The following is a 25,043-nucleotide window of genomic DNA, read 5'->3' on the forward strand; positions in this document are numbered from 1 at the left end:
GCCAATGGTACTACTGCCTAAGCAGTGGAAGAGTAGGTCGCCGCCAGGCATTGCAGCCCGCGCGTTGCATACCCATCACACAAGAACCCATTCACACACACCGCTCTCCAGCAAGGAGAGCGTGACGCGGGGTGGAGCAGCCCGGTAGCTCGTCAGGCTCATAACCTGAAGGTCACAGGTTCAAATCCTGTCCCCGCAACCAACCTTCCTACAGCAGCCCACGCCCCGCAGCACGATGCTGGCGGGCACGCTCGTGCGCGCGTCCCGACATCCGCGCCGGCACAGCCCATCAGTCGGGCGGACTGGCCGCGCACGCCGCGGGACGCTAGGGCAGGCTCCCCTCACCGGAGACCCGCATGACCGCGCTCGGCCTCGACTTCGGGACCACCAATACCGTGATCGCGCGCACCAGCGGCGGCGACACCGTCCCCACCCTGGTCGCGCTCGATCAGGACTCATCGGTCTACCGCACCGCGCTGTGCTTCTGGCACGAGGCGGGTGCGCGCGACGGGATCGCTGTCGCCGCCGGTCCCGCCGCGATCCGCGAGTATCTCGACTTTCCCGCCGACAGTCGGTTTCTCCAGTCGTTCAAGTCGGTCGCGGCGAGTGGCTCGTTCGATACCGCACCGGTGTTCGAGAAGCGCTATGCCTTCGAGCAACTCGGTCGTCTCTTCCTCGCCGAGCTCGGCCGAGCGGCGGGCGGCGCGCTCGACCGCATCGACCGGCTCGTCGTCGGACGTCCGGTCACCTACGCGGGCGCGCGCCCCGACGCAGCGCTCGCGCGTCGGCGCTACGACGCGATGTTCGACGGCATCGCGCGCGAGATCTACTATGTCTACGAGCCGCTCGCCGCCGCCTTCGCCGACGCCAGCGCGCTGGATCGCCCGGCGACGCTGCTGGTCGCGGACTTCGGCGGCGGTACGAGCGACTTCTCGATCGTCCGGGTCGCCGCCCGCGGTGCCGCGCCACGCTGCACCCCGCTCGCGCACGCCGGCGTCGGCATCGCGGGCGATCGCTTCGACGCGCGCATCGTCGACCAGCTCGTCCTGCCCCAGCTCGGCAAGGGCGGGCGGTACCGCTCGTTCGACAAGATACTCGACATCCCCGCCGGTTGGTTCGCCGACGTCGCGGACTGGTCCAAGCTGGCGCTGATGCGCAACCGGCGCACGCTTGCCGAGCTGGACAGACTGCGCCGCAGCGCGCTCGATCCGGCGGCGATCGTGCGCATGATCGCGCTGATCGAGCACGAGCAGGGCTATGCCCTGTACGATGCCGTCGGCCAGCTCAAGCGCGCGCTGAGCGCGGCCGAGCAGGCGCGCTTCCGCTTCGAGGGCGAGGGGATCGCGATCGACACCGAGGTGCGCCGCGCCGAGTTCGAGCACTGGATCGCCGAGGATGTCGGCCGCATCGCCGCCACGCTCGACTGCGCGCTGACCCGGGCGGGCGTGGCCGAGGCGGCGATCGATCGAGTCTTCCTGACGGGCGGTACCTCGCTGGTCCCCGCCGTGCGGGCGCTGTTCGAGGCGCGCTTCGGCCCGGAGCGGATCGCCTCGGGCGGCGAGCTCACCTCGATCGCCCACGGCCTAGCGCTGGTGGCGCGCGAGGACGACCCTAGTGTCTGGGTTCACGCGGAAGATTGAGCGTCCGCGGCTCCGCTCGGCGGCGAGGTCCTCGATCGCGCCGCGCCGCGCCGCTCAGTCCGCGCCGCGCTCCATCAAGGCGCGCGTCTGCGCCGAGATGCGGCCGCGCGGCGCCGCGCAGGGCAGCGTGCCCAGGCGACGACGCTCGCCCCGCGCCGACATCGTCACGCCGGCGCTCAGCGCCGCGACCACGATCACGCCGGCGGCGAGCAGCTGCGCCATCGCCCAGCCGAGCGCCAGCGCGCTCACGCGCCCGCCGCGCTGATCTTGGCGGCGGTGCCGCGATAGCTGTTGCCGAGCTGGTTGCCGAGACCCTTCATCGCCGCGATCGCCGCGACCGCCACCAGCGCGGCGATCAGCCCATATTCGATCGCGGTGGCGCCGCGGCGGTTTCCAAATAAGCGTCGGAACATGGCAGCCTATCCTCGGCGCCCGCGTGGCGGGCCGTTCACCGTCGTCTTAACTTCGCGACGTTAACGCTTTGCCACCAGTCTCACGGCACCGAGAGCGGGCCGGGCAGAGCGTGGGGGAACCAGCGCAGCAGCGCATCGCACAGTGCGGTCGCCACCGCCTCGGGTGAGCCGCTCGCGGTGCCGGCGGCGCGCGCGGTACTGGCCTCGGCGGTCCACACCACCTGCGAGTCGGCGCGCAGCGAGACGGTGACGCGCAGCTTGGTCACCACCAAGGCGTGGAGTTGCTCCTTGCGCGAGGGCAGGCCGACCGAGAAACCGCCGCCATGGTAGACCGGGGGCGCCACCTCGGCGCCGCGCGAGGCGACCACACCGTTCTCGGTCGTGCTCACCGCGAGCTCGGCGACGTAGCGGCTGTGCCCCGCGTCGGGCAGCGGGGTGAAGTCGGCGCGCGCCAGCGCCGCCGTGGCCGCCTCGACGTAGCGCGCTGCGGCGGGCACCGTCTCGCCGTCACGCACCACCACCGCCACCGTGCCCGGCACTGGCGCCGCCGCGGCGGCGAAGAGCAGCAGCGGGGTCATGCCCTTCGCCCCGCGCTCACAGAAAGCCCTGCGTCGAGTGGCCTACCACCGCGTGCGGGACATAGGCCTCCTCCAGTCGCGCGATCTCGGCCTGGCTCAGGCCCAGCTCCAGCGCGGCGAGCGCGTCGTCGAGGTGTGCCGGCTTGGAGGCGCCGACGATCGGCGCAGACACCTCGGGCTTGGCGAGCACCCACGCCAGCGCGACCTGCGCGCGCGGCACGCCGCGCTCGGCCGCGACCGCCGCGACTGTCTCGACGACGCGGCGGTCGGCCGCGGCGGTGTGCTCGTACAGCGTCTTGCCGAACGCGTCGGTCTGCGAGCGCTCGGTGGTCTCGTCCCAGTCCCGCGTCAGTCGCCCGCGCGCGAGCGGGCTCCACGGGATCACGCCGACCCCTTCCGCGGCGCAGAGCGGCAGCATCTCGCGCTCCTCCTCGCGGTACAGCAGGTTGAGATAGTTCTGCATCGTCGCGAAGCGGGTCCAGCCCTCGGCGTCGGCGACGTGGAGCATTGTGGCGAACTGCCACGCCGCCATCGACGAGGCCCCGATGTAGCGCGCCTTGCCCGCCTTGACCACGTCGTGCAGCGCCTCGAGCGTCTCCTCGATCGGCACCTCGAAGTCGAAGCGGTGGATCTGGTAGAGATCGATATAGTCGGTGCCGAGCCGGCGCAGGCTGGCATCGATCTCGGTCATGATCGCCTTGCGGCTGAGCCCGCCGCCGTTCGGGCCGGGGCGCATGCGGCCGTGCACCTTGGTGGCGATCACCAGCTCGTCGCGCCGCGCGAACTCCTTGAGCGCTCGGCCGACGATCTCTTCCGAGGTGCCGTCCGAATAGACGTTGGCGGTATCGAAGAAGTTGATCCCCGCCTCCACCGCCTGGCGCAGGATCGGGCGGCTGGCTTCCTCGTCGAGCGTCCAGGCGTGGTTGCCGCGGTCGGGCACGCCGAAGGTCATGCAGCCCAGGCACAAGGGTGACACGTCCAGGCCGGTGGTGCCGAGTTTGCGATAGTCCATCTGGGTGCCTCGTCTCGTGTTCGCCCGGCCCGAACGTCCGGGACCGCGCCGCGGTCCGTCGCTCACGCCGCGACCGCTGCCGCGGCCGGTAGCGCGGGCGCCGGCGCCAGCCCATAAGCGAGCGGGTCGTAGCGGTGAGCCGCGCGCCGCCCCGGCGCCGTGGCCGTGACATAGGCGCGCATCGCCGCGCTCACCTCGGGTGTGAGTGGTAGGTCGAGCACGCGGTAGACCCGGCGCATCTCGCCGAGCCAGTCGCCGCCCACGTCGTCATAGGCAAGGTCGAGCTGCGGCACGTCGGCACGCGCCCGCGCGGCCGCGACGCGCGAGGCACGCAGCGCGACCTTGCGGCGCCATTCCGCGCCGATCCACGTCGGATCGACGTGGTGCGACTGCAGCCGCATCTGGTTGCACACGAGCGAGGCGGACGATGCCACCACCGCCTCAGGGTCGCGGTGGAGATGGATCAGCCGCGCGTCGGGGAAGACGCGGAGCAGGCTCGGCAGGTCCTGCGCGAACTGCGGCACCTTGAGGATCCACGGCCGGGCACAGCGCTCGCGTCGCTGCCAGCGGATCGTCTGGAGCAACCGGCGGAACTCGGCATAGACCGGCGCGGCATCGTCCTGCTCCACGGCGGCGGTGAAGCCGGGCACGCGCCACTGCGCCTCGAAGGCGGCGCCGAAGATCGAGACGTTGTGGAGCCCGATCTCCTCGTCCGCGGCATCGAGACTGGTCGGGTGGATCGCGGCGAAGGCGGGGTTGAGCGCGTGCGCGCAGGCGAGTCCCAGGCGACCCTTGAGGCGGCGCGAGTCGAGGCGCGCGGCGGGCGTGCCGACCGGGTGCCAGCCCTCGTAGAAGCGCGTGTAGGTCAGCCGCGGGTCGCAAGCGAGCAGCCGCTGCACGCGGGTGCTGCCCGAGCGCATCTGGCCCACGACGATCACCGGCGCGGCGATCGGCTGCGCCGCGATCTCGGGATGGCGCTGCCACAGTGCGTGCGCACGGAAGCGGGTCGCCAGCGCGCCGACGAGCTGGCCGTGCGCGATGGTGCGCCCGAGTCCGCTCAGCCGGGCCGGACCCTCGAGATCGTCGCACAGCAGCGCCAGCCGCCGGCGCCAGCCGACGCGGTCCTCGTCGGCCGCGACCCCGGCGCGTCGCGTCGCCTTGGCGATCAGCACCGCCGGATCGAGGCTCGGCGTCTCGGCCCAGCCCGCCGCCCACAGCCGGCGGAGCGCCGCGTCGGCGACGCGGATGCGGGTCGAGGGCGTCCCGCGGTGCAGCGACGGGGGCGGTACGGCGGGCGGCAGCATGGCGCAAGAACGCGCGTGTGGCCGCGACGTGCCAGAGGAAGCGCGCCATAACAATAATTTACATATGTGCGGCAGAGTCGCCGACATGGCAGCCAATGTCGCGCACGCCGCCGGTGAACAGCCGCGAACGCCGACAAAGGTGTGAGATCGGCGATTGGGGTAACCTCACTGCCACATATCTGACCCGTGCAAGTCATGGTTACTGCCTAGGCCCCGCCCAATCGACCGGATGTCGCGGGGAACGGATCATGTCACGACTCACGCTCGGCGCGGCCCCGGCCGCGCTGCTCCTGCTGCTGCCGATGTCGGTCGCCGCCCAGGTCAACGCCCAGGGTGAGACACCCGCCGCCGGCAGTGCCACGGCCGACCCTGTCGCACCGAGCGGCGAGGACATTGTCGTGACGGGTCGCGCTGGCAGCGGCGAGCGGACCAAACTCGAGACCAGCTACTCGGTCACCACGCTGGACGACGCCGGGATCCGCTCGCGCGCGCCGTCGAGCGTGACCGAGACGCTCAAGTCGGTTCCCGGCTTCTGGGTCGAGGCCTCGGGCGGCGAGGGCAGCGGCAACGTGCGCGCGCGCGGCATCCCCGTGGACGGGTTCGGCTCGATCAACCTGCTCGAGGACGGGCTGCCGGTGCAGCACGATCCCGCGCTCGGCTATCTCAACGCCGACCAGGCCTATCGCATCGACGAGTCGGTGCAGCGGATCGAGGTGGTGCGCGGCGGTCCGTCCTCGATCTTCTACTCGAACGCGCCCGGCGGCGTGGTCAATTACATCACGCGCAAGCCTGGCGACACGCTCAGCGCCAACGCGCGCGTGCTGTACGGGCCGACCGCCGAGCTGTTCCGCTTCGACGGCTGGGTCGGCACGCCGCTGGCGGACGGCTGGACGCTCGGCGTCGGCGGCTTCTACCGCAGCGAGCAGGGCGTGCGCGATCCCGGTTACACCGGCAACAAGGGCGGGCAGGTGCGTGCCGACCTGGCCAAGGATTTCGGCGACGCGCAGCTGACCCTCGGCTACAAGCACCTCGACGACAACGCGATCTTCTACACCGGCATCCCGCTGACCAAGGACCGCCACGGCGAGGTCACCGGCATCCCCGGTTTCGACCCGCATTACGGCACCACCGCCAGCCGCGCCTCGGCCTATCTCACGCTGCGCAGCGCGAGCGGCCCGGTGAACTTCGACAACACCGACGGCACCAGCATCCGGCTTGACCAATTCTCGGTGCTCGCCGCCTGGGACATGGGGAACGGGTTCAAGCTCACCAACAACGCGCGCTATCGCTCGTCGAACACGGTGCGCAACGGCGTCTATCCCGCCTCGATCGCGACCGCGGCGAGCTACGTCGCGTCGCGCCGCGCCGGATTGCTCGCGGCTTACCCGGGCGCGAGCGACGTGCGGCTGCGCTACACCGACACGGGCGAGGCGTTCGATCTCGCCGCGCAGAACGGCAACGGGCTGGTGTTCGAGAACAGCGCGCGCCCGGTGACGGTGATCGAGAGCGAGTTCCTCGACGACCTGCGGCTGAGCCGCCGCTTCGAGCTGTTCGGCCAGAGCCACGACGTGGCCGTCGGCGGCTATCTCGCGCGCGTGAAGGAGACCTTCCGGCGCTACTCGGCGACGACGCTGCAGGACGTCTCGGACAACTCGCGCCTGCTCGACTTCGTCGCGGTGAACGCGGCCGGCCAGGTGGTCGGCGCGGCGACGCAGAACGGCGTCTCGCGCTACGGCTCCGAGTTCGCCGACGGCAGCGGCCAGCAGACGACCTGGGCGGTCTACGCCTCGGACGAGTGGCAGCTGCTGCCGAGCGTGCGGATCGATGGCGGGCTGCGCTACGAGCATGTCCAGACCGACGGCGCGCAGGAGGGCTCGACCAGCGTCAACCTCGGCGACCCCGCGACGCTGGCGGACAACAACGTGCTCACCGGCAACGGCCAGTTCGTCGGCTTCGACCGCACCTTCGACCGAGTCGGCGCGACCATCGGCGTCGACTGGCAGTTCGCCGACGTGGCGGGTGTCTTCGCGCGTTACACCTCGGCCTTCCGCCTGCCGAGCGTCGGCAGCTTCATCACCAGCGCGACCGCGCAGCCGCGCACCCAGGGCATCCGCCTGTACGAGGCGGGGCTGAAATACTCGGATCGGCTGCTGAGCGCCTACGCCACCGCCTTCCTGACCGACTTCGACGCTTACTCGATCGGCAACTTCCAGTTCGACGCCGCCAGCGGCGGCTACACGCAGCAGACGATCTACACCAACACGCGCGCCTATGGCCTGGAGTTCGAGGCGACGGTGCGGCCGGCGCGCTGGTTCGACTTCACGCTCAACGCCACCGCGCAGGACCCCACCTTCCGCGACCTGCGCTACAACGAGCTGTCGGGCACGACGCTGACGCCGCGCGATTACTCGGGCAACCAGCTGCTCCGCGTGCCCAGGCTGGCGCTGCGCGCCACGCCGGCGGTGACGCTGCTGGGCGATCGGCTGCGCGTGCAGGGCGACGTCGAGCATTATACCAGGCGCTACGCCGACGCGGCCAATACCTCCGAGCTGCCGGCCTATACCGTGCTCAACGCGAGCGCGCGCTTCGCGCTCACCGACCGCGTCTCGCTCTGGGCCTATGGCGACAATCTCACCAACGCGCTCGGCCTGACCGAGGGCAACCCGCGCGCCGGCGAGCTGACCAGCGGTCAGGCGAGCGACTCGCTGTTCATCGGCCGACCGATCCTGGGCCGCAACCTGCGCTTCGCGGTGGACGTGCGGTTCTGAGGCGCGCCCGTGGCCCACTCCCACCCTCGCCGCACTACGCGCCACCCTCCTGCTCCCGCGGGGAGAGGGGGAGGGAAGGGGGGCATCGCCGCGGGGGACCCGAACGCGACGGGTGAACGCTTGTGCCGCTTCCTCGTGACCGTCCTCGCTCTCCTGCTTCTCGCGCCTCCCGCCGTCGCCCAGGACGTCACCCTCACCGGCGAGCTCACCCGCGCCGACAACGAGACGTATCGTGCGGTTCCCGTCGCCGTTCCCGAGGGGGTCGAGCGAATCACGCTCGCGCTCCGCTATGACAAGGCGGATTACACCGTGGTCGATCTCGGCCTGTGGGACCCGACGCGCTTTCGCGGCTGGAGCGGGGGCGCGCGCGACCGCGTGACGGTCGCCACCACGGACGCCACCCCCGGCTATCTCGCCGGCCCGCTTCCCGCCGGCACGTGGCAGGTGATGCTCGGCGTGCCCAACATCCGTGCCGGCACGCGCAGCCGCTACCGCGTCCAGCTCTGGTTCGACCGCGCCGGCGCGCGCGCCGCGATCGCCCAGGCCGAGGGCGCGCCGCTGCGTGCCGGACGCGCCTGGTACCGCGGCGACCTCCACCTCCACGACGGCAACAGCGACGGCTCCTGCGCCACCCGCGCCAAAGTCGCGGTGCCGACCCCCGCGCGTGTGCCCTGCCCGCTGTTCCGCACGGTGCTCGCGGCCGCCGCGGCCGGGCTCGATTTCGTCGCCGTGACCGATCACAACACCGTCGCGCATTTCACCGCCTTGCGCGAGCTCCAGCCCTGGGTCGCGCCGCTGCTGCTGATCCCGGGCGTCGAGCTCACCACCTTTCACGGTCACGCCAACATCCTCGCGCCGTCGCGCTTCGTCGACTTCCGCCTCGCCGGGCGTGCTGGCGTGGCGGCGTTGCAGCGCGACGCGCACGCCGCCGGCGCGTTGTTCTCGCTCAATCACCCCGGCCTGCCGTCGGGCGAGCGCTGCATGGGCTGCGGCTGGAGCTGGCCCGACACCGATTGGGGCCAGGTCGACTCGATCGAGGTGATCAACGGCGCCATCACGACCGGGCCGCTCACCGGGCTGGCCCTGTGGCGTGCGCGGCTGAGCGCGGGCGATCGCGTCACCGCGGTCGCGGGCAGCGACAACCACGACCCCGACGCGCCCGCCGGCCAGTCGCCCATCGGCCGGCCGACCACGGTGGTCGAGGCGAGCGAGCTCTCCACCGCGGCGATCCTCGAGGGGATCCGCGCGGGGCGGGCCTATATCGACGTGGCGGGTGCGGGGCGGCAGCTCGAGCTGACCGCGACCGCCGGCGGGACCAGCGCGGCGATGGGCGGAACGCTGCCGGTCGGGGTGCCGGTCCGGCTCAGCGTGCGTGTCGCGGGCGCGGACGGCGCCACGCTGCGGCTGTGGGGTGACGGCGGCGAGCTGGCGCGTCGCGCTGTGGCGGGCGAGGCGGCGGTGCTGACGCTCGACGTGCCCGCCGGCGCGGCGCGGCGCTGGATCGCTGCCACCGTGGAGCGCGACGGCGCGCCGCTGCTGATCGGCAACGCGATCTATGTCGCCGGCACGGCCCCCGTGGCAGGGCGCCCGGGCTCGACCGGCTGACGGTCGCTGCCGCGGAACCACGCGCACGCCCGCTCGTCTCCCCCGTTGGGCAGATCGAGGGGGCACCACCACATGCGGCTGTTCGTCTTCGGCCTCGGCTATGCCGCGCGCGCGATCGCCGACGCGGCCGGCGCCCCGCTGCTCGCCACCACGCGCGACGGCCGCGACGGCACGATCCGCTTCGACGACGCCGACGCGGTGCGCGCCGGACTCGCCGCCTCGACTCATGTGCTCGCCTCGGTCCCGCCCGAACGCGACGGTGCGGGCGACGACCCGGTGCTCGCCCGCTATGGCGCGCTGCTCGGCGGGCAGTGGCTCGGCTATCTCTCCTCGACCGGCGTCTACGGTGACACCGCCGGAGCCTGGGTCGACGAGAGCGCCCCCGCGGATCGCGGACGCCGCGCCGGGCGCAACCGCGCGGACGCCGCCTGGCTGGCGCTCGGCGCCCGCGTCTTTCGCCTACCCGGCATCTACGGCCCTGGGCGCTCGCCGCTCGACCGCGTCGCCGCCGGCGCGGCGCGGCGCACCGGCGTGGCGGGGCAGGTGTTCAGCCGAGTCCATGTCGCCGACCTCGCGCGCGGCGTCGTCGCCGGCTTCGCCGCGCCCGCGGGCCCCTACAACCTCGCCGACGACGTACCCGCGCCGCAGGACGCGGTGCTCGAGCACGCCGCGCGGAAGCTCGGCCTGCCCGCACCGCCGATCGTGCCGGTGGAGGCGCTCAGCCCGGCGGCGCGCGCCTTCCACGCCGAGAACCGCCGCGTCGCCAACGCCAAGGCCAAACGCGTGCTCGGCTGGTACCTGCTCTACCCCGACTATCGCGCCGGCCTGCGCGCGCTGAGCGCCACCACCAGCCCGATTCCGGCGAGCGCCGCCCCCGCCGCGGCCAGCGTCGTCCAGCGATAGCCCTCGTACAGCGTCGAGAGCAGCATCGCGATCACCGGTACGATCACGCTGTTGTAGGCCGCCTTGGCCGGGCCGATCACGCGGATGAGGCGGAAGTAGAGCGTGAAGGCCAGCGCCGAGGCGGCGATCCCGAGGTACAGTACGCCCGCGACATAGCTCGGCCGCGGGTCGAACACCGGCGGGCCGGTGGTGAGCCAGGCCCAGCCCGCGTCCATGCTCGCGCCGAGCAGCATCGCCGCGGCGAGCATCGGTAGCATCGGGTAGCGTCGCGCGCGCTCGGTCGCCTGCATCACGTTCGACACCGAGGCGGAGAGGATCGCCACCAGGGTGAGCGCGATGCCTGCCACGGTCTCGCGCGCGCCATTGGGGTCGCCGCGCGCCTCGCGCACGAACAGCAGGACCACTCCCAGCATCGCGATGCCTGAGCCGATCAACAGCTGGGGTCCCAGCCGTTGGCCGAGGAAGACGCGCCCGAACAGCGCGTTGGGCACCAGCAGCAGCGCGAAGGTGACCGCCACCAGCCCCGAGGTGATATGCTGCTCGGCACGGTAGACGAAGTTGAAGTTCATCACGAACTGGAGCAGCCCGACGAGCGCGGCGAAGCGCCAGAAGCCGGGATCGCGCCGGTGCGCCCCGCCGAGCTCGCCGCGCCAGGCGGCGACCGCCGCCAGGGTCAGCCCGGCGACGAGGAAGCGATAGCTCACCGACCAGCTCGGCGGCACGTTCGCGCCGGCGAGCTGGTCGCGGATGACGATCCAGGTCGAGCCCCAGATCAGCGTGACGATCGCGAAGGGGATGAGCACCGCGGCGCGCGTGCTGTTGGGGCGGGGCAGGGTCATGGCGCGGATGTGCCCGCGAGCGAAGCCCCTCCCCTTGATGGGAGGGGTTGGGGTGAGGCACCTCCCCGAGCGCGCCGATCGCCGGGGCGCCCCACCCCCGACCCCTCCCCTTCAGGGGACCATTGCGAGATTGCCCAACTTGCGGGTTTGGTGACCGTGTTCCGGCGAACGCCGGAACCCAGGGCCAAGCAGAACAACAGCTTGCGGTGTGTGCGACCATGGGCTCCTGCTTCCGCAGGAGCACAAAAACGAATTTCGCAACGATCCCCTGAAGGGGAGGGGAGAGGTTTACCCCCGCTCACAGCGCCGCGATCGCCGCGGCGAGCGGGCGGATGTCCTCGGCGCGCTGGTCCCAGCTGATCACCAGCCGCGCCTCGCCGGGGCCCCAGTCGTAGAAGTCGAAGCCGAGCGAGCGCAGTCGCGCCGCCTCCGCGGGCGTGACGCGCAGGAACACCTCGTTCGCCTCGACCGGGTGGACCAGCCGCTCGCCCGCCGCCGCGGCGAGCAGCGCCGCGCCCGCGTTGCTCGCGCGCGCGCAGTCGAGCCACAGGTCGCCGTCGAGCATCGCGAGCAGCTGCGCGGCGAGATAGCGCCCCTTGCTCAGCAGGTGCCCGGCGCGCTTGCGGCGGAACAGCGTTTCCTCAGCCAGCTCGGGGCGGAAGAAGACGAGCGCCTCGGCGTTCATCCCGCCGTTCTTGACGAAGCCGAAGCTCAGCGCGTCGATCCCCGCGCGCCAGGTGAGATCGGCGGGCGAGGCGCCGGTCGAGACCACCGCGTTGGCGAAGCGCGCGCCGTCCATGTGGAAGCCGAGCCCGCGCGCCGCCGCCAGCGACCCGAGCGCGGCGACCTCGGCGGGCGCGTAGACGCGGCCATATTCGGTCGCGTTGGTGATCGAGAGCGCGTGCGGGCGCTGCTGGTGGACGTCGTAGCGCTGCAGGTCGAGCACCGCCGCGGCACTCTCGGGCGTGAGCTTGGCACCGGCACCCTCGGCGAGCAGCAGCTTGGCACCGTGGGTGAAGAACTCGGGCGCGCCGCACTCGTCGTTCTGGATGTGCGAGTCGCGGTGGCACAGCACCGCGCCGTGCGGCGGGCACAGCGCCGCGAGCGCGAGGCAGTTGGCCGCGGTGCCGCTCGGCACCCACAGCACGCGCAGCGTCTCGGTCTCGAACAGCGCGGCGAATCGCGCGTTGAGCGCTTTCGACCAGCGGTCGCCGTCATAGGCGGTGTCGAGCCGGTCGGCGTCGGCGAGGGCGCGCAGCACGGCGGGGTGAACCGGCGCGGCATTGTCGGAGAAGAAGCGCATAGTCAGTGCCTTCGGTCAGCCGCGCGGGGCGGTCAAGGTGGTGCCGGCGGGCGCGAATGTTGCGAATGTTGAGTCACCGGCGTGTGTCGCGGCGCGGGCGCGCGGGAGGGAGTCAGGGGCGGGACGCAGCAGGGCGCGGTGGCGATGGCGCATGCGGCGCAGGATGGCACGAGCGCGGACGTGTAGGACAGCGGCAGCGACGTACGCCGCACCGGCGACCGAGTGGCACGGCCGCTCGGTAGAGGCGCACGGGGCGGCACCCCATCTGACCCACAGTGGTGGCGATCGCCGATGGGGCGGCTTGTAGGCGCGGGACCGGGCTGTCACGCTGACGCCCAAAAGGGAGAAGGTCATGTCGGGTCGCACCGTCATCGGATCGCTGGTCAGTGCCGCGCTGCTGGTCGGGGCGGCGCCGCCGCGGGAGCCGGCGCGGGCCGCGACGCCGGCACGGTCGCCGGTGCGCTGCACCCAGGCGGGAGAGCGATCCTGGGCCGGGTCCGGCGCGATCGTCACCGCCGGCGTGCCCACGCCGCCTCCGGTGTTCGCGCCGGGTGCGCCGCCGCCGCCGCCCCCGCCGCCTCCGCCGCCACCACCTCCACCCCCGCCACCGCCGGGCAGCGCGCCCGCCGCGCCGCCGGCGCCGGGCTACACCGCCTCCGCCGTCGTCGCGCCGTCTGCCCCGTACGGCTCCGCCGCGAATCGCGAGCGCTACGAGGGCCGCGCCGTGGCCGCCGTGGTCGACACCGCCACCGCGCCGGTCTCCACCTTCGCGATCGACGTCGACACCGGCGCCTATGCCAATGTCCGCCGCCTGCTCAACCAGGGCGCGACCGTCCCGCCCGAGGCGGTGCGGACCGAGGAGCTGATCAACTATTTCCGCTACGACTATCCGCGCTCGACCACGCCGGGGCAGCCGTTCAGCATCACCACCGACGTGGCGGTGACGCCGTGGAACCCGGCGACGCGGCTGCTGCGCGTCGGGTTACGCGGCGACGATCGCACCGCCGCCGCGCGACCGCCGGCCAATCTCGTCTTCCTCGTCGACACCTCGGGTTCGATGGCGGAGCCGGACAAGCTGCCGCTGGTGAAGACGGCGCTGCGCGGCCTGGCGCAGCGGCTGCGCCCGGACGACCGAGTCGCGATCGTCGCCTATGCCGGCAGCGCCGGGATCGTGCTCGAGCCCACCGCGGATAAAGGCTATGTCGAGGCGGCGCTCGCCTGCCTCGAGGCGGGCGGCTCGACCGCGGGCGGGCAGGGGATCGAGCTCGCTTACGCCACCGCGCGCGCGCACTTCCGCGAGGGCGGGATCAACCGCATCATCCTCGCCACCGACGGCGACTTCAACGTCGGCATCAGCGACACGCGCGTGCTCGAGGAACTGGTCAAGCGCCGCCGCGACGAGGGGATCACGCTGACCACGCTCGGCTTCGGCTCGGGCAATTACAATGACGCGATGATGGAGCGGATCGCCGACGTCGGGAACGGCAATTACGCGTATATCGACAATGCGATGGAGGCGCAGAAGGTGCTCGGCGACGAGCTCTCCGCCACGCTGGTGACGATCGCCAAGGACGTGAAGGTCCAGGTCGAGTTCAACCCGGCGCAGATCAGCCAGTATCGCCTGATCGGCTACGAGAACCGCGCGCTGCGCGAGGAGGATTTCCGCAACGATTCGGTCGACGCCGGCGACATGGGCGCGGGGCATCAGGTCACCGCGCTCTACGAGGTGGTGCCCGCCGGCGCGGCGGGCTGGACCGCGCCGCGCCGTTACGCCGCTCCTGCCGCCGGCGCCGCGGCGGGCGCGCGCGGCGGCGAGGCCTGCTACGTGCGGCTGCGCTACAAGGACCCGGACGGCACGCGCTCGCGCGAGCTGGCGCGCGCGGTGCCGGCGCGCGCGCTCACCGCGGCGGCGCCCGCGCGCGGTGACATGGCCTTCGTCGCCGCGGTGGCGGCCTATGGGCAGAAGCTGCGCGGCGACCCGCTGCTGGGCGATTTCACCTTCGCCGACGCGCAGCGGCTCGCCGGGCGACAGGAGGATTATTGGCGGCAGGAGTTCGTCCGCCTCGCCGGGCTCGCCGCCGCGGCGCGCTAGACCGGCGCTCTGAGGAGCGGCAGCACGGGCGTGACCGATCGGCCACACCGGCGGTTTTTTCCAATTTCGCCGGACCTGCCGCGCCTTCGACCCGTTCGACCGGGTGAGGCGCCGACGTATCGCGCCTCTCTCACGAAGGTATCTCATGAAGACGTTGCTTCTGGCAGCCGTTGCTGCCGCTTTCCTCGTTCCCGCCGCCGCTCAGGCGCAGGACACCACCAGCGACGGGTCGCGCGCGTTCGGCATCGACCCGTATGTCGGCGTGATGGGCGGCTACGAGGGGTTCGAGAGCGATCCCGGCCACGGCATCCCCTATAACGCGCCGGGCAACCGCCTGAAGGGCGGGCTGGTCGAGGGCGTGGCGGGCGTCAACGTGCCGCTCGGTTCGTTCTTCGTCGGCGTCGAGGGCAATGCGGCCAAGGGCTTCACCGGCGACATCGACTGGGAATATGGCGTCCACGGCCGCGCCGGCGTGCGCGCGGGCGAGACCGGGCTGGTCTACGGCAAGGTCGGCTACCAGTGGGTCAACTTCGACCGCTACGGCTCGAACAGCGGCGACTATGGCCGCATCTCCTACGGCATCGGCGGCGAGTTCGGCCCGTCGGCGATCGGCCTCGACGGGCTGGTCAAGAAGGAGGGCGTGCGCTTCCGCGCCGAGATCTCGACGCGCGGCGACTTCGAGACGGTGCGCCCGATGGCAGGCGTGATCGCGCACTTCTGAGGCAAGCGTGCCACCCCCCGCGCGCGCTCGGGCGCGTGGGGTGGTTCCCGCGATGTCGCGATAGCGCGACCTGGATCAGTTCACGCCGAGGCGCGAGGCGCCGAGGAGGCCGTGCCACGGCGGCGGCTCGCCGTCACGAATACCGAATGTGGGTCCTCGTCATTGCGGCCCTGAGCCAGGGGCGATCGTGCGGTGCCCGTCCCGGCCGATGTGCTCGCGGGACCATGGATCTCGGGTCAGGGCCGGGGTGACGAGGGGCGTGGGGCCGGCTCAAGGTGAGGCAACCGTTCGCCACTCGCTGGTAGCGGGACTCGCCTGCCGCCCGATGATGCCCGCCGCACCTCGGCGTGAACTCCTCCCCGCGTCGCGTCAGAACCCGCCCGGCCCGCCGTCCTCCTTCGCGCCGTCGCCGCCGTCCTCGCCGCGACCCTCGTCGAGGCGCCGCCGCTCGGGCAGGCGCTCGCGCGGCGCGGGCGGGCGGGGAAGCTCGATCCCCATCTCCCGCAGTCGGTCGAGCGCGTCCTCGACGCGGGGGCGCGCCTCGTCCACCGCGCGGCCGACATCGCCGCCGAGATCGACTCCCAGCCCGTCGAGCATATTGCCCGGATCGATCGGGGCGGCCATCTCGTCCTCCACCGGCGCGACCGCGACCGGGATGTGCAGCGCCGACATCATGAACTGGCGCCAGATCTGCGCCGGGATGCCGCCGCCGTGCAGCCCCGGGTTGGGCGCGCTGTCGTCGCGCCCGACCCATACGCCCACCACCAGGTCGCCGGCGAAGCCGATGAACCAGCCGTCGCGGCCGCCCTGGCTCGTCCCGGTCTTGCCGAAGGCGCTCACCGGCAGATTGGCGCCGCGCCCGGTGCCGCGGATCGATGAGCCCAGCAAGGTGCGCATCTCGTCGCGGATTTTGTCGGGCATGGCGGTGTCGCGCCCCGCGATCGCCTCGTACCAGCTCGCGCCGCGCCCGCCCTCCACGCCGCGCGGCACCACGGGGTAGCGCCCGCTCGCCACCGCCGCATAGGCGCCGGTCAGCTCGAGCAGCGACACTTCGGCGGTGCCCAGCCCGATCGTCGCCTCGTTGGCGATCGGCGTGGTGATGCCGAGGTCGCGCGCGGCACGGATCACGTTGCGCACGCCGACCTGCTGCGTCAGCCGCGCCGCCACGACGTTGGACGAGCGCGCGAAGGCGCGCTGCAGCGTGATCGGGCCGAGGTAGCGGCCGTCGTCGTTGCGCGGCTTCCATCCCGCGATCTCGACCGGCGTGTCGTCCATCACCGTCGCGGGGGTCAGGCCCGATCGCATCGCGGCGAGATAGACGAACAGCTTGAAGGTCGAGCCCGGCTGGCGCTTGGCCTGGACCGCGCGGTTGAACGCGCTGGCGCCGTAATCCTTGCCGCCGACCATCGCCACGACGGTGCCGTCGGGCTTCATCGCCACCAGCGCGGCCTGCATGCCGCGCAGCGCGGCCTGCCGCACGACGCGCTCGGCGGTGCGCTGGAAGCCGCGGTCAAGCGTGGTGCGCACCGTCGCCTCGGTGCCCGACTCGCCCGCGACCTCGCGCGCCGAGGGCAGCACCCAGTCGGCGAAATAGGTGCCGGTCGGCAGCGTCTCGGGGCGCTCGGCGAGCACGCGCTGCGGCTGTACCCGGGCGGCCTCGTCCTTCGACAGGAAGCCCGCGTCGACCATCGCGCCGACCACCACCGCCTGGCGCGCGCGCGCGCCCTTGAGGTTGCCGGTCGGCGCCAGCCGCGACGGCGCCTTCACCAGCCCGGCCAGCATCGCCGCCTGCCCGACGTTGAGCTGCATCGGGGTGCGCCCGAAATAATGCTTCGACGCCGCGGTGATGCCGTAGACGTTGTCGCCGAAATAGACGTTGGAGAGATAGCGCGAGAGGATCTCGTCCTTGCTCAGCCACGCCTCCAGCCAGAAGGCGATCATCGCCTCGCGCAGCTTGCGCGCGGCGGTGCGGTCGGAGTCGAGGAAGGCGTTCTTGGCGAGCTGCTGCGTGATCGTCGAGCCGCCCTGGCGCACCCCGCCCGAGCCGAGATTGGCCCAGGCCGCGCGCGCGATGCCGCGCGGGTCGACGCCCCAGTGCGAGTAGAAGCGGCGGTCCTCGATCGCCAGGAACGCCTCGCGCACGTGCGCGGGCAGCTTGGCGGCGTCGACGGGCGCGCCGATGATCGCGCCGCGCCGCGCGATCGGCGTGCCGTCCGCCGCGGTGAGCGTGATCGAGGGCGGCGTCGGCGGCTTGAGCGAGCGCGACAGCGGCGCGGTGACCGCCAGCCAGATCACCGCGACGACGAACAGCACGATGAGCGCCGCGGCGCCGCGCACCAGCCAGCGTCCCCAGCGCACGCGCCGCCACCATGGCCGCGGCGGCGGCAGCGGATCGGGCCAGCGCCGCCGCTCCTGCTGCCAGAAGCCGTCGTCGCGCGGCGGTCCGTCCCACGGCCGCTCGTCGCGCGGCGGAGGCGGGGAAGCGGCGCCGTCGTCGCGCCACGGGTCGAAGGAGGGGAGCGGCGCGTCGCGCTGATCGTTCGCCGCGTCGGGCGAGTCGCCGCGCGTGTGATGGTAGCGGACGCGGCCAGGTTCGTAGGGGGGGCGCATGCTGCGAAGTGTCTTACAGCGATATGACAGTTGTCGCAAGGCGCGACCGCGTGGCATGAGGACCCTTGCATGAGCGAGGAAACGACAGGCGCGGGCGCGCCGCTGGTGGTCGGGATCGGTGGGACGATCGGCGGCATCTCATCGACCGAGCGCGCGCTGCGCGTGGCGCTCGACGCGGCGTGCGAGGAGGGCTTCCGCACGCGGCTGTTCGGCGGCGAGGACATGGCGCGGCTGCCGCTCTACGACCCGCGCGCGACCAGCCGCACGCCCGAGGAACAGGCCTTCGTCGAGGCGGTGCGCCAGGCCTCGGCGGTGATCATCGCCAGCCCCGGCTATCACGGCAGCATCTCGGGCGTGGTCAAGAACGCGCTCGACCTGCTCGAGGAGACCGCGCGCGACCGGCGGCCCTACCTCGCCGACCTGCCGGTGGGGCTGATCGCCACCGCCTACGGGTGGCAGGCCACGGGCTCGACGATCGCGGCATTGCGCTCGATCGTCCACGCGTTGCGCGGCTGGCCGACGCCCTTCGCCGCCGCGATCAACACCCAGCTCACCAAGTTCGACGACGCTGGCGGGGTCAGCGACCCGGCGGTGCGCGACCAGCTGCGGCTGATCGGGCGGCAGGTCGCACGCTTCGCCCCGCTCGCCGGCGCGGTGCCGGCGGCGTGAAGTACCATCCAGGATGGATGTTATACTTCTCCGTTGAATGAAGTGACTTAGCGGAATCTTAGCCGTGTCGGGCGCAGGATGGCTTCCTCGGCCGCTCATCCCGTCGGCCGTCAGCGGGGACGTCCCGATGATCGACTGGTTCGGTCGGCACGCGCCGATTCGTGTGAAGTTCAAGGTGCTGACCTTGGTGTACCTGGTGCTCTCGGGCGCCATCGCGGGCTGTGCCGCCTACGGCGTGCTCGCCGGCGCCGCGGCCGATCCGCGAATCGTCATCGGGGGCGCACTGGCCGGGGTCGTCGCGATCCTGGCGGTGACCATGATCGCCGCGCGGCTGATCTGCACGCCCTATGTCGAGACCGTGGTGCGGATGGAGGGACTCGCCGCGGGCGACCTCGACAGCGCGGTGGCGCATACCGGTAATCGCGACTGCGTCGGCCGCATGACCAAGGCGATGTCGATCTTCCGCGAGAACTCGCTCGCCGCGCGCGAGTGCGATACGCAGCGGGAGATGGCGCTCGCGATGGGCGAGGGGCTCGGCCGCCTCGCCGCGGGCGACCTCACCGCCCGGATCGACGCCGAGCTCACCGGCCCGTTCCTGAAGCTCAAACACGATTTCAACGACGCCGTGACGGCGTTGCAGGCGACCATGAGCTCGGTCGCGCAGGTGTCCGAGGGCATTCACCGCGGCGCGGGCGAGATCAGCGCCGCCTCGGATGACCTGTCGCAGCGCACCGAGCAGCAGGCGGCGAGCCTGGAGGAGACCGCGGCGGCGATGGAGCAGATCACCGCGACGGTGCGCGAGACCGCCGCCGGCGCGGGTCGCGCCAACGAGATCGTCGGCGTCGCGCGCGGCGAGGCGGAGGAATCGGGCGCGGTGGTGCGCCGCGCGGTCGAGGCGATGGCAGGGATCGAGCGGACCTCGGCGGAGATCTCCGACATCATCGCGGTGATCGACGCCATCGCCTTCCAGACCAACCTGCTCGCGCTCAACGCGGGCGTCGAGGCGGCGCGCGCCGGGGACGCGGGAAAGGGCTTCGCGGTGGTCGCCTCCGAGGTGCGCGCGCTGGCGCAGCGCTCGGCCGAGGCGGCCAAGGACGTCAAACAGCGCATCACCGCCTCGGTCGAGACGGTCGACGCCGGCGTCGCCCTGGTCAGCGAGACCGGCCGCTCGCTCGAGCGGATCATCGGCCGTATCGGCGAGATCAGCACGTTGGTCTCGCACATCTCGGGCTCGGCCGAGCAGCAGTCGCAGGGGCTGCAGCAGGTCAACACCGCGGTCGGCGAGATGGACGGGGTGACCCAGCGCAACGCGGCGATGGTGGAGGAGGCCACCGCCGCCGCGCGCAACCTGGCGGGCGAGGCGGACACGCTGGCCGCCGAGATCGCGCGCTTCACGCTGGGCGGCGCGCCGGTGGCGGGGCCGCGCTCGACCGTCCGCCCGCTGCCGACGCGCGCGGCGGCACCGGCGCCGGCGGCGGCGCGTCGCCCGGCCGCGGTCGCGCGGCGCGGCGCTGCGGCGGTGGCGGTGGCGCAGGACGACTGGTCCTCGTTCTAGCGGCGAGAGGCGGCGCTTCGGCGAGGGGGCGACGCCACCGGGCGCATCTTGCCCGCCGGCCGCGACGCGCTGCACCGCTCGCACGTCCTGCTCGCGCATCTCGGACGGCGACGCCTGAACGACCGTCGCGCGCGGTGCCGGGGCGGGGATCGCGCTCCCCCACCGTCGCCGCGCCGTCACGCAAATCGCTATACCGGGTCGGTCCGCCGCTCAGCGCAGGAGACCGACCGTGCCGATCCCGTCCTACCGCCCCCGCCTGCGCGACCTGCGCCCGCTCGTGCCCGCCGCCGCCCCAGCGGCCGCGCCGACGCTCGCCCCCGCGCTGGCGCGCGTCACCCCGGCGGGCGACCTCGCCGGCCGCGCCGGCTACGACCCCGCGCACCTCCCCGACTTCGCCGTGGCGCTGCCCTCCACCGCCGGCGTGCGCAGCGACGTGCGCGCGGTGCCGGGGCGCGACGACGGGCGGCTCGACTACACGCATTTCTCCGTGGTGTTGTCCGCCAGCCGGCGCCTCGCGCTGTTCACCGCCGCCAACCTCGACGGCGCGCAGAGCGTCTCGGTGCCGCGCGGCGGCGATCCCTGGGCGCTCGACGGCCGCCTTCCCGCCGACGCGCAGGTCGGCGAGGAACTCTACGCGGACAATGATTTCGATCGCGGCCATCTGGTGCGGCGCGAGGACCCCAACTGGGGCGCCGACGCGGCAACCGCCAACCGCGACACCTTCCACTTCACCAACTGCGCGCCGCAGCTCTCCGCCTACAACCAGCAGACCTGGCTCGGGCTGGAGGACCTGGTGCTCGGCAACACGCGCCGCCAGCGCGAGCGCGCCAGCGTCTTCACCGGCCCGGTGTTCCGCGCCGACGACCCGGTCTATCGCGGGGTCGCCATCCCGCTCGCTTACTGGAAGGTGATCGCCTTCGTCCACGACGATGGCACGCCCTCCGCCACCGCGTACATGATCGACCACGACGTGGACCTCGGGCGCGTCGAGCTGATCTTCGGGCCGTACAAGACCTACCAGCGCTCGGTCGCCGCGGTGGAGCGCGCCACCGGGCTCGACTTCGGTGCGCTGACGCTGCGCGACGGCTTCTCCAACGAGGAAGCCGCGACCGGCGCGCGGGTCGAGCGCGTGATCCGGGTCGCCGCCGACGTGCTGGTGTGAGCCGCTGCCGAACCCCGCGGCGCGGTCGCCTATAATGAGCGCTGATGCACGGGGGGACGGGGTGATGACGATAGCGGACGTGGCGCGGCTGGCGGAGCGGTTCGCGGCGGCGCATCAGGCGGAGGTGCTCGATTACTCGGCCGCCAGCCTGGCGCTGGTCGACCGCCTGCTCGACGCGCGGCGACAGGCGAAGGGTAAGTCCGCGAGCGCCGCCGCCGAGGCCGGCTGCTATGTCGGCGAGGTGATCCGCCGCCAGCTCGGCGGCCGCTGGCGCGACACGCCCGCGGCGCCCGTCAGGCGCGGCTTCCTCGGCCTGTTCGGCGGCGCCCGCGCGGCGTTCGCGCCGATGCTCGATCTCGGCGTGATCACCGTCTCGCCGGTCGAGAAGGTCCGCGCACGGCTGCGCGACCCGGGCGAGGACACGATCGAGATCTATTACGAGGCGGTGGAGCGCACCATCATCCCGCACGTCGAGGATCTGGCCTGAGACGAGGTGAGGTTCAGCTGATCCTCCCCTTCTCGGGGACAGGACGACGAGTCCCTGCCCCGACGTCGAGATCCGACCGGGCGCGATCTGGCCAGACCGTCCGCGCTGAGCAGAGGCTGAGCTCGTCGAGGCCTCGTCCCGAAGCGGCGCCGCCGCTCGCCTCAGCCGAACGGCCGCTCCAGCGACTCCTGCGGCGGCGTGAACCAGGCCGCGCCGTCGGCGGTGACGCGGAAATGGTCCTCCAGCCGCACGCCGTACCGCTCGGGCACGACGATCATCGGCTCGTTGGAGAAGCACATCCCCGGCTCCAGCGGCGTGCGGTCGCCGCGCACCAGATAGGCGGGCTCATGGATCGACAGACCGATCCCGTGCCCGGTGCGGTGCGGCAGGCCCGGGAGGCGATAGCCGGGCCCGAGCCCGGCGCGCTCCAGCACCGCGCGCGCCGCGGCGTCGACCGCCTCGCATGTCGCGCCCGGCCGCACCGCGGCGAAGGCCGCCGCCTGCGCCTCGCGCTCCACCGCGAAGGTCTCGTGCACCTCGGGCGCGACGCGCCCGAAGGCGTAGGTGCGCGTGATGTCGGAGTGGTAGCCGTGGACGCGGCAGCCGGTGTCGACCAGCACCAGCTGATCCTCCTCGAGCAGCTGGTCGCCGGGCAGGCCGTGCGGATAGGCGGTCGCCGCCCCGAACTGCACCGCGCAGAAGAAGGAGCCGCCACCGCCGATCGCCTGGTGCGCCGAGTCGATGAAGCGCTTCACCGCGCTCGCCGCGACGCCGGGGCGCAGGATCGCGGCGGCGCGGCGCTGTACCTCCAGCGTCATCGCCTTGGCGGCGGCGAGGCAGGCGAGCTCGGCGGCGGACTTGATCATGCGGCAGCGGTCGATCACCGCCGCGCCGTCGCTCACCGCCAGCCCGGCGCCGCGCAGCTTCTCGCCCCAGCCGAACGGCAGCAGCGGGTCGAGCCCCACCCGCGCCGCCGGCACCAGCGCGCGCGCCACCAGCGCGACCGGGTCCTCGTCCTCCTCCCACAGCGCGGTCGCGGCGGGGATCGCCAGCTCGGCGGCGAGCGAGCCCTGCTCGAACGTGGGGCAGATCATGAGCGGGTCGCCGCTGACGGGCAGCAGCAGCGCCACCATCCGCTCGGTCGCGCCCCAGCTCACCCCGGTGAAGTAGCGCAGGCTCGCCCCCGCGCCGACCAGCAGCGCGTCCAGCCCGAGCGCCCCCGCCAGCGCGCGCGCGCGCTCGAGCCGAGCGAGGTGCTCGGCCGCGGTGATCGGCGGCACTGCGGGGGCGGGACGGATCGCGGCGATCTCGGTAACGGGGTCGGAGGTGCCGATGGTCATGCGAGCGTCCCGAAGCGGCGAAGGTCGTAGGGCGTGAGATCGACCGCCGGCGCCGCGCCCGCGATCGCGTCGGCCAGCAGCTCGGCGGTGACCGGCGCGAGCGTCAGCCCGAGATGCTGGTGGCCGAAGGAATAGTACAGGTTGGCGGCGCGGGTCGAGCGGCCGATCGCGGGGAGATAGTCGGGCAAGGTCGGGCGCGCGCCGATCCAGCGCTCGAACGGCGCGGCGAGCGGCAGCCCGAGCGCGGCGGCGTGCGCCTCGAGCCGCTGCCACTTGCGCGGGTCGGGTGGCGCGTCGGCGCGCCCGAACTCGACGAAGCCCGCGAGCTGGACGCGGTCGGCGTAGCGCGTGGCGATGATCGAGCGATCCTCGAAGACGAGCGGCGGCAGGTCGGCGGGCCAGCGACCGGCAGCGGCGCGGACGTGATAGCCGCGCTCGGCGATCAGCGGGGCGCGCTCGCCCGCCGCCGCCATCAGCGCGCGCGCGCCGACCCCGGCGGCGACCACGACCAGGTCGGTGGCATGGCCGGGCACCGCGACCCGTTCGCCGACGCGCTCCAGTGTCGCCGCGCCGGTGGCGCGCGCCACGCCCGCGGCGTCGAGCGCGGTGTCGAGCGTCGCAGCGAGCCGGTCGAGGTCGCTCACCTGCGCGCTGCCGGCGAAGCGGATCGCGTCCGCGACGCCCGGCGCGAGCGCGCGCACGCGCGCCAGCGTCGCGGCATCGACGGCATGGACCGTCGCGGTGCCGGTGTCCGCCCCCTGCCACGCCGCGCGGCCGCGCGAGGCGCTGGCGTCGCTCTCCCAGGCGACGAGATGGCCGTCCGCGCGCACCAGGGTCGGGTCGCCCAGCGTCGCGGCGAGCCGTTGCCACGCCGGCAGCGCCTCCGCCAGCAGCGCGCCCAGCGCGACGCGGCCGCGGCGGTGGTGCGCCGGTCGCGACGCCCAGGCGAGCCGCAGCGCGAACGGCAGCCAGTCGCGCGCCTGCGCGGGCGGCAGGCTGAGCGGCCCGCCGCGCCAGAAGAGCCGCCGCGGAAAGGCGCGCAGCGTCGCGGGCGAGGCGAGCGGCTCGACCTGCTCGGTGGCGATATGGCCGGCATTGCCCCAGGAGGCGGCAGGCGCGGCGGCGCGCTGGTCCAGCAGCGTCACCGCCGCGCCGCGCCGAGCGAGGGCGAGCGCCAGCGTACGCCCGACCACGCCGCCGCCGACCATCAGGATGCGCATCGCTCAGTCGTCCGCCGCTCCACGTCGCGAGTTCTATCGTATACAAACTGGCGACACAAGCCGTGGTCCCGAACAGGGCGACCTTGTTGATTGATCGTCAACTACGCATCTGAGATGATAGCGCCGTGCACCACCCGTGCGCTCTCGAGGATCATCATGTCCGTTAGTATTATCGCCCGCACCCTGTCCGACCGCGTGTTCGAGATCGTGCGCGAGCGCATCGTGACCGGTGAGCTGCGCGGCAACATGCCGATCCGCCAGGACGCGCTCGCCAGCGAGCTGGGCGTCAGCAAGATCCCGCTGCGCGAGGCGCTGGCGCGGCTCGAGCAGGAGGGATTGCTGACGAGCCAGGCCAATCGCGGCTATTCGGTGCAGCCGATGTCGGCGGCGCAGGCCGACGAGATCTACGCGTTGCGCCTCTCGATCGAGCCCGCCGCGTCGGCCAGCGCCTCGCTCGCCGCCGACGAGCCGGGGCGACAGGCGGCGCTGGCGGCGTTCCACGCGCTCGACGAGGCGGCCTCGAGCAACCTCGCCGAAGTGGCGGTGCGCAACCGCGTCTTCCACATCGCGCTGGTGCGCCCGGGCGGGCGGCGGCTGACCACCGGATTGGTCGAGCGCCTCGGCATCCTGGCGGAGCGGTACACCGTGGCGCATCTCGCCCCTGCCGGGCGGGACGCGCGCGCGCATGTCGAGCATCGCGGGCTGATCGACAGCTGGATGGCCCGCGACGCCGCCGCGCACGAGCGGCTGCTCCATGACCATATCGCCGGCACGCTCACCGACCTGCGCGCGCAGTTCGCCGGCGGCGCGGTCGCGGCCTAG

General features: G+C 73.0%; 21 protein-coding genes and 1 tRNA gene. 12 read left to right on the forward strand and 10 right to left on the reverse strand.

All coding sequences use genetic code 11. From position 1 onward, the window contains the following. The first annotated feature begins 125 nt into the window (after positions 1-125). Positions 126-202 (forward strand) — tRNA-Met (locus FHY05_RS17875). A gap of 154 nt (positions 203-356) precedes the next feature. Then, positions 357-1,640 carry an Hsp70 family protein gene (locus tag FHY05_RS17880; protein WP_183945799.1) on the forward strand — a complete coding sequence of 428 codons (1,284 nt, stop codon included), beginning with the start codon at positions 357-359 and terminating at the stop codon, positions 1,638-1,640. A gap of 54 nt (positions 1,641-1,694) precedes the next feature. Here the strand turns inward: FHY05_RS17880 and FHY05_RS17885 are convergent, their stop codons facing one another. The 5 genes from FHY05_RS17885 to FHY05_RS17905 all read right to left on the reverse strand — a co-directional run bounded on the left by FHY05_RS17885 (position 1,695) and on the right by FHY05_RS17905 (position 4,947). Further along, positions 1,695-1,889, reverse strand: a complete 195-nt coding sequence (locus FHY05_RS17885; RefSeq protein ID WP_183945800.1) for a hypothetical protein — start codon at positions 1,887-1,889, stop codon at positions 1,695-1,697. Further along, complete coding sequence (locus FHY05_RS17890) at positions 1,886-2,053, reverse strand: Flp family type IVb pilin (RefSeq protein ID WP_183945801.1); 168 nt, start codon at positions 2,051-2,053, stop codon at positions 1,886-1,888. The genes FHY05_RS17885 and FHY05_RS17890 overlap by 4 nt, the downstream gene beginning before the upstream one ends. Before the next feature lie 80 nt (positions 2,054-2,133). Further along, a complete protein-coding gene (locus FHY05_RS17895) occupies positions 2,134-2,631 on the reverse strand; it encodes a hypothetical protein (protein WP_183945802.1) in 498 nt (165 codons plus the stop codon). A 16-nt stretch (positions 2,632-2,647) separates the two neighbouring features. Next, positions 2,648-3,643 carry an aldo/keto reductase gene (locus FHY05_RS17900; protein ID WP_183945803.1) on the reverse strand — a complete coding sequence of 332 codons (996 nt, stop codon included), beginning with the start codon at positions 3,641-3,643 and terminating at the stop codon, positions 2,648-2,650. Between the two features lie 62 nt (positions 3,644-3,705). Beyond that, on the reverse strand, positions 3,706-4,947 hold the full coding sequence (locus tag FHY05_RS17905; RefSeq protein WP_183945804.1) for a sulfotransferase: 1,242 nt from the start codon (positions 4,945-4,947) through the stop codon (positions 3,706-3,708). A gap of 248 nt (positions 4,948-5,195) precedes the next feature. Between FHY05_RS17905 and FHY05_RS17910 the strand changes: the two genes are divergently transcribed. The 3 genes from FHY05_RS17910 to FHY05_RS17920 all read left to right on the forward strand — a co-directional run bounded on the left by FHY05_RS17910 (position 5,196) and on the right by FHY05_RS17920 (position 10,223). Continuing rightward, positions 5,196-7,715, forward strand: coding sequence for a TonB-dependent siderophore receptor (locus tag FHY05_RS17910; protein WP_260181686.1), 2,520 nt, complete (start codon positions 5,196-5,198; stop codon positions 7,713-7,715). Between the two features lie 135 nt (positions 7,716-7,850). Next, positions 7,851-9,320 (forward strand): CehA/McbA family metallohydrolase, encoded by a 1,470-nt coding sequence (locus FHY05_RS17915; protein WP_311732516.1) that lies wholly within the window; start codon positions 7,851-7,853, stop codon positions 9,318-9,320. Positions 9,321-9,392: 72 nt separating this feature from the next. After that, positions 9,393-10,223, forward strand: a complete 831-nt coding sequence (locus tag FHY05_RS17920; protein ID WP_183945807.1) for an NAD(P)-dependent oxidoreductase — start codon at positions 9,393-9,395, stop codon at positions 10,221-10,223. Here FHY05_RS17920 and FHY05_RS17925 read toward each other — a convergent pair. Beyond that, on the reverse strand, positions 10,133-11,062 hold the full coding sequence (locus FHY05_RS17925) for a DMT family transporter (RefSeq protein WP_183945808.1): 930 nt from the start codon (positions 11,060-11,062) through the stop codon (positions 10,133-10,135). The two genes, FHY05_RS17920 and FHY05_RS17925, sit on opposite strands and share 91 nt — an antisense overlap. 298 nt (positions 11,063-11,360) lie before the next feature. After that, on the reverse strand, positions 11,361-12,365 hold the full coding sequence (locus tag FHY05_RS17930) for a low specificity L-threonine aldolase (protein WP_183945809.1): 1,005 nt from the start codon (positions 12,363-12,365) through the stop codon (positions 11,361-11,363). Positions 12,366-12,717: 352 nt separating this feature from the next. Between FHY05_RS17930 and FHY05_RS17935 the strand changes: the two genes are divergently transcribed. Together FHY05_RS17935 and FHY05_RS17940 are read left to right on the forward strand one after the other, a co-directional pair. Further along, the gene (locus FHY05_RS17935) at positions 12,718-14,457 is read left to right on the forward strand and encodes a VWA domain-containing protein (protein WP_183945810.1); all 1,740 of its coding nucleotides are present in this window, start codon (positions 12,718-12,720) and stop codon (positions 14,455-14,457) included. Between the two features lie 145 nt (positions 14,458-14,602). Continuing rightward, the gene (locus FHY05_RS17940) at positions 14,603-15,178 is read left to right on the forward strand and encodes an opacity protein (RefSeq protein ID WP_183945811.1); all 576 of its coding nucleotides are present in this window, start codon (positions 14,603-14,605) and stop codon (positions 15,176-15,178) included. A gap of 369 nt (positions 15,179-15,547) precedes the next feature. Here FHY05_RS17940 and FHY05_RS17945 read toward each other — a convergent pair whose 3' ends face one another. Continuing rightward, a complete protein-coding gene (locus FHY05_RS17945; RefSeq protein ID WP_183945812.1) occupies positions 15,548-17,788 on the reverse strand; it encodes a transglycosylase domain-containing protein in 2,241 nt (746 codons plus the stop codon). Positions 17,789-17,857: 69 nt separating this feature from the next. On the opposite strand from FHY05_RS17945, the gene FHY05_RS17950 reads away from it, so the two are divergent. The 4 genes from FHY05_RS17950 to FHY05_RS17965 all read left to right on the forward strand — a co-directional run bounded on the left by FHY05_RS17950 (position 17,858) and on the right by FHY05_RS17965 (position 21,661). Continuing rightward, on the forward strand, positions 17,858-18,457 hold the full coding sequence (locus FHY05_RS17950; protein WP_183945813.1) for an NADPH-dependent FMN reductase: 600 nt from the start codon (positions 17,858-17,860) through the stop codon (positions 18,455-18,457). Between the two features lie 127 nt (positions 18,458-18,584). Next, positions 18,585-20,012, forward strand: a complete 1,428-nt coding sequence (locus FHY05_RS17955; protein WP_183945814.1) for a methyl-accepting chemotaxis protein — start codon at positions 18,585-18,587, stop codon at positions 20,010-20,012. A 229-nt stretch (positions 20,013-20,241) separates the two neighbouring features. Beyond that, positions 20,242-21,174: a DNA/RNA non-specific endonuclease gene (locus FHY05_RS17960; RefSeq protein WP_183945815.1), complete on the forward strand. Its 933-nt coding sequence runs from the start codon at positions 20,242-20,244 to the stop codon at positions 21,172-21,174. A gap of 64 nt (positions 21,175-21,238) precedes the next feature. Further along, positions 21,239-21,661 (forward strand): DUF6278 family protein, encoded by a 423-nt coding sequence (locus tag FHY05_RS17965; RefSeq protein WP_183945816.1) that lies wholly within the window; start codon positions 21,239-21,241, stop codon positions 21,659-21,661. Between the two features lie 161 nt (positions 21,662-21,822). Here FHY05_RS17965 and FHY05_RS17970 read toward each other — a convergent pair whose 3' ends face one another. After that, complete coding sequence (locus FHY05_RS17970) at positions 21,823-23,001, reverse strand: Xaa-Pro peptidase family protein (protein WP_183945817.1); 1,179 nt, start codon at positions 22,999-23,001, stop codon at positions 21,823-21,825. Further along, on the reverse strand, positions 22,998-24,221 hold the full coding sequence (locus FHY05_RS17975; protein ID WP_183945818.1) for an FAD-binding oxidoreductase: 1,224 nt from the start codon (positions 24,219-24,221) through the stop codon (positions 22,998-23,000). Before FHY05_RS17975 ends, FHY05_RS17970 begins: the two co-directional genes overlap by 4 nt. Before the next feature lie 156 nt (positions 24,222-24,377). Here FHY05_RS17975 and FHY05_RS17980 point away from each other — a divergent pair, with 156 nt between their 5' ends. Then, complete coding sequence (locus FHY05_RS17980) at positions 24,378-25,043, forward strand: GntR family transcriptional regulator (RefSeq protein WP_183945819.1); 666 nt, start codon at positions 24,378-24,380, stop codon at positions 25,041-25,043.

This window comes from Sphingomonas sp. BK580 (assembly GCF_014194975.1).
In the GTDB taxonomy this organism is placed as follows: Bacteria; Pseudomonadota; Alphaproteobacteria; order Sphingomonadales; family Sphingomonadaceae; genus Sphingomonas.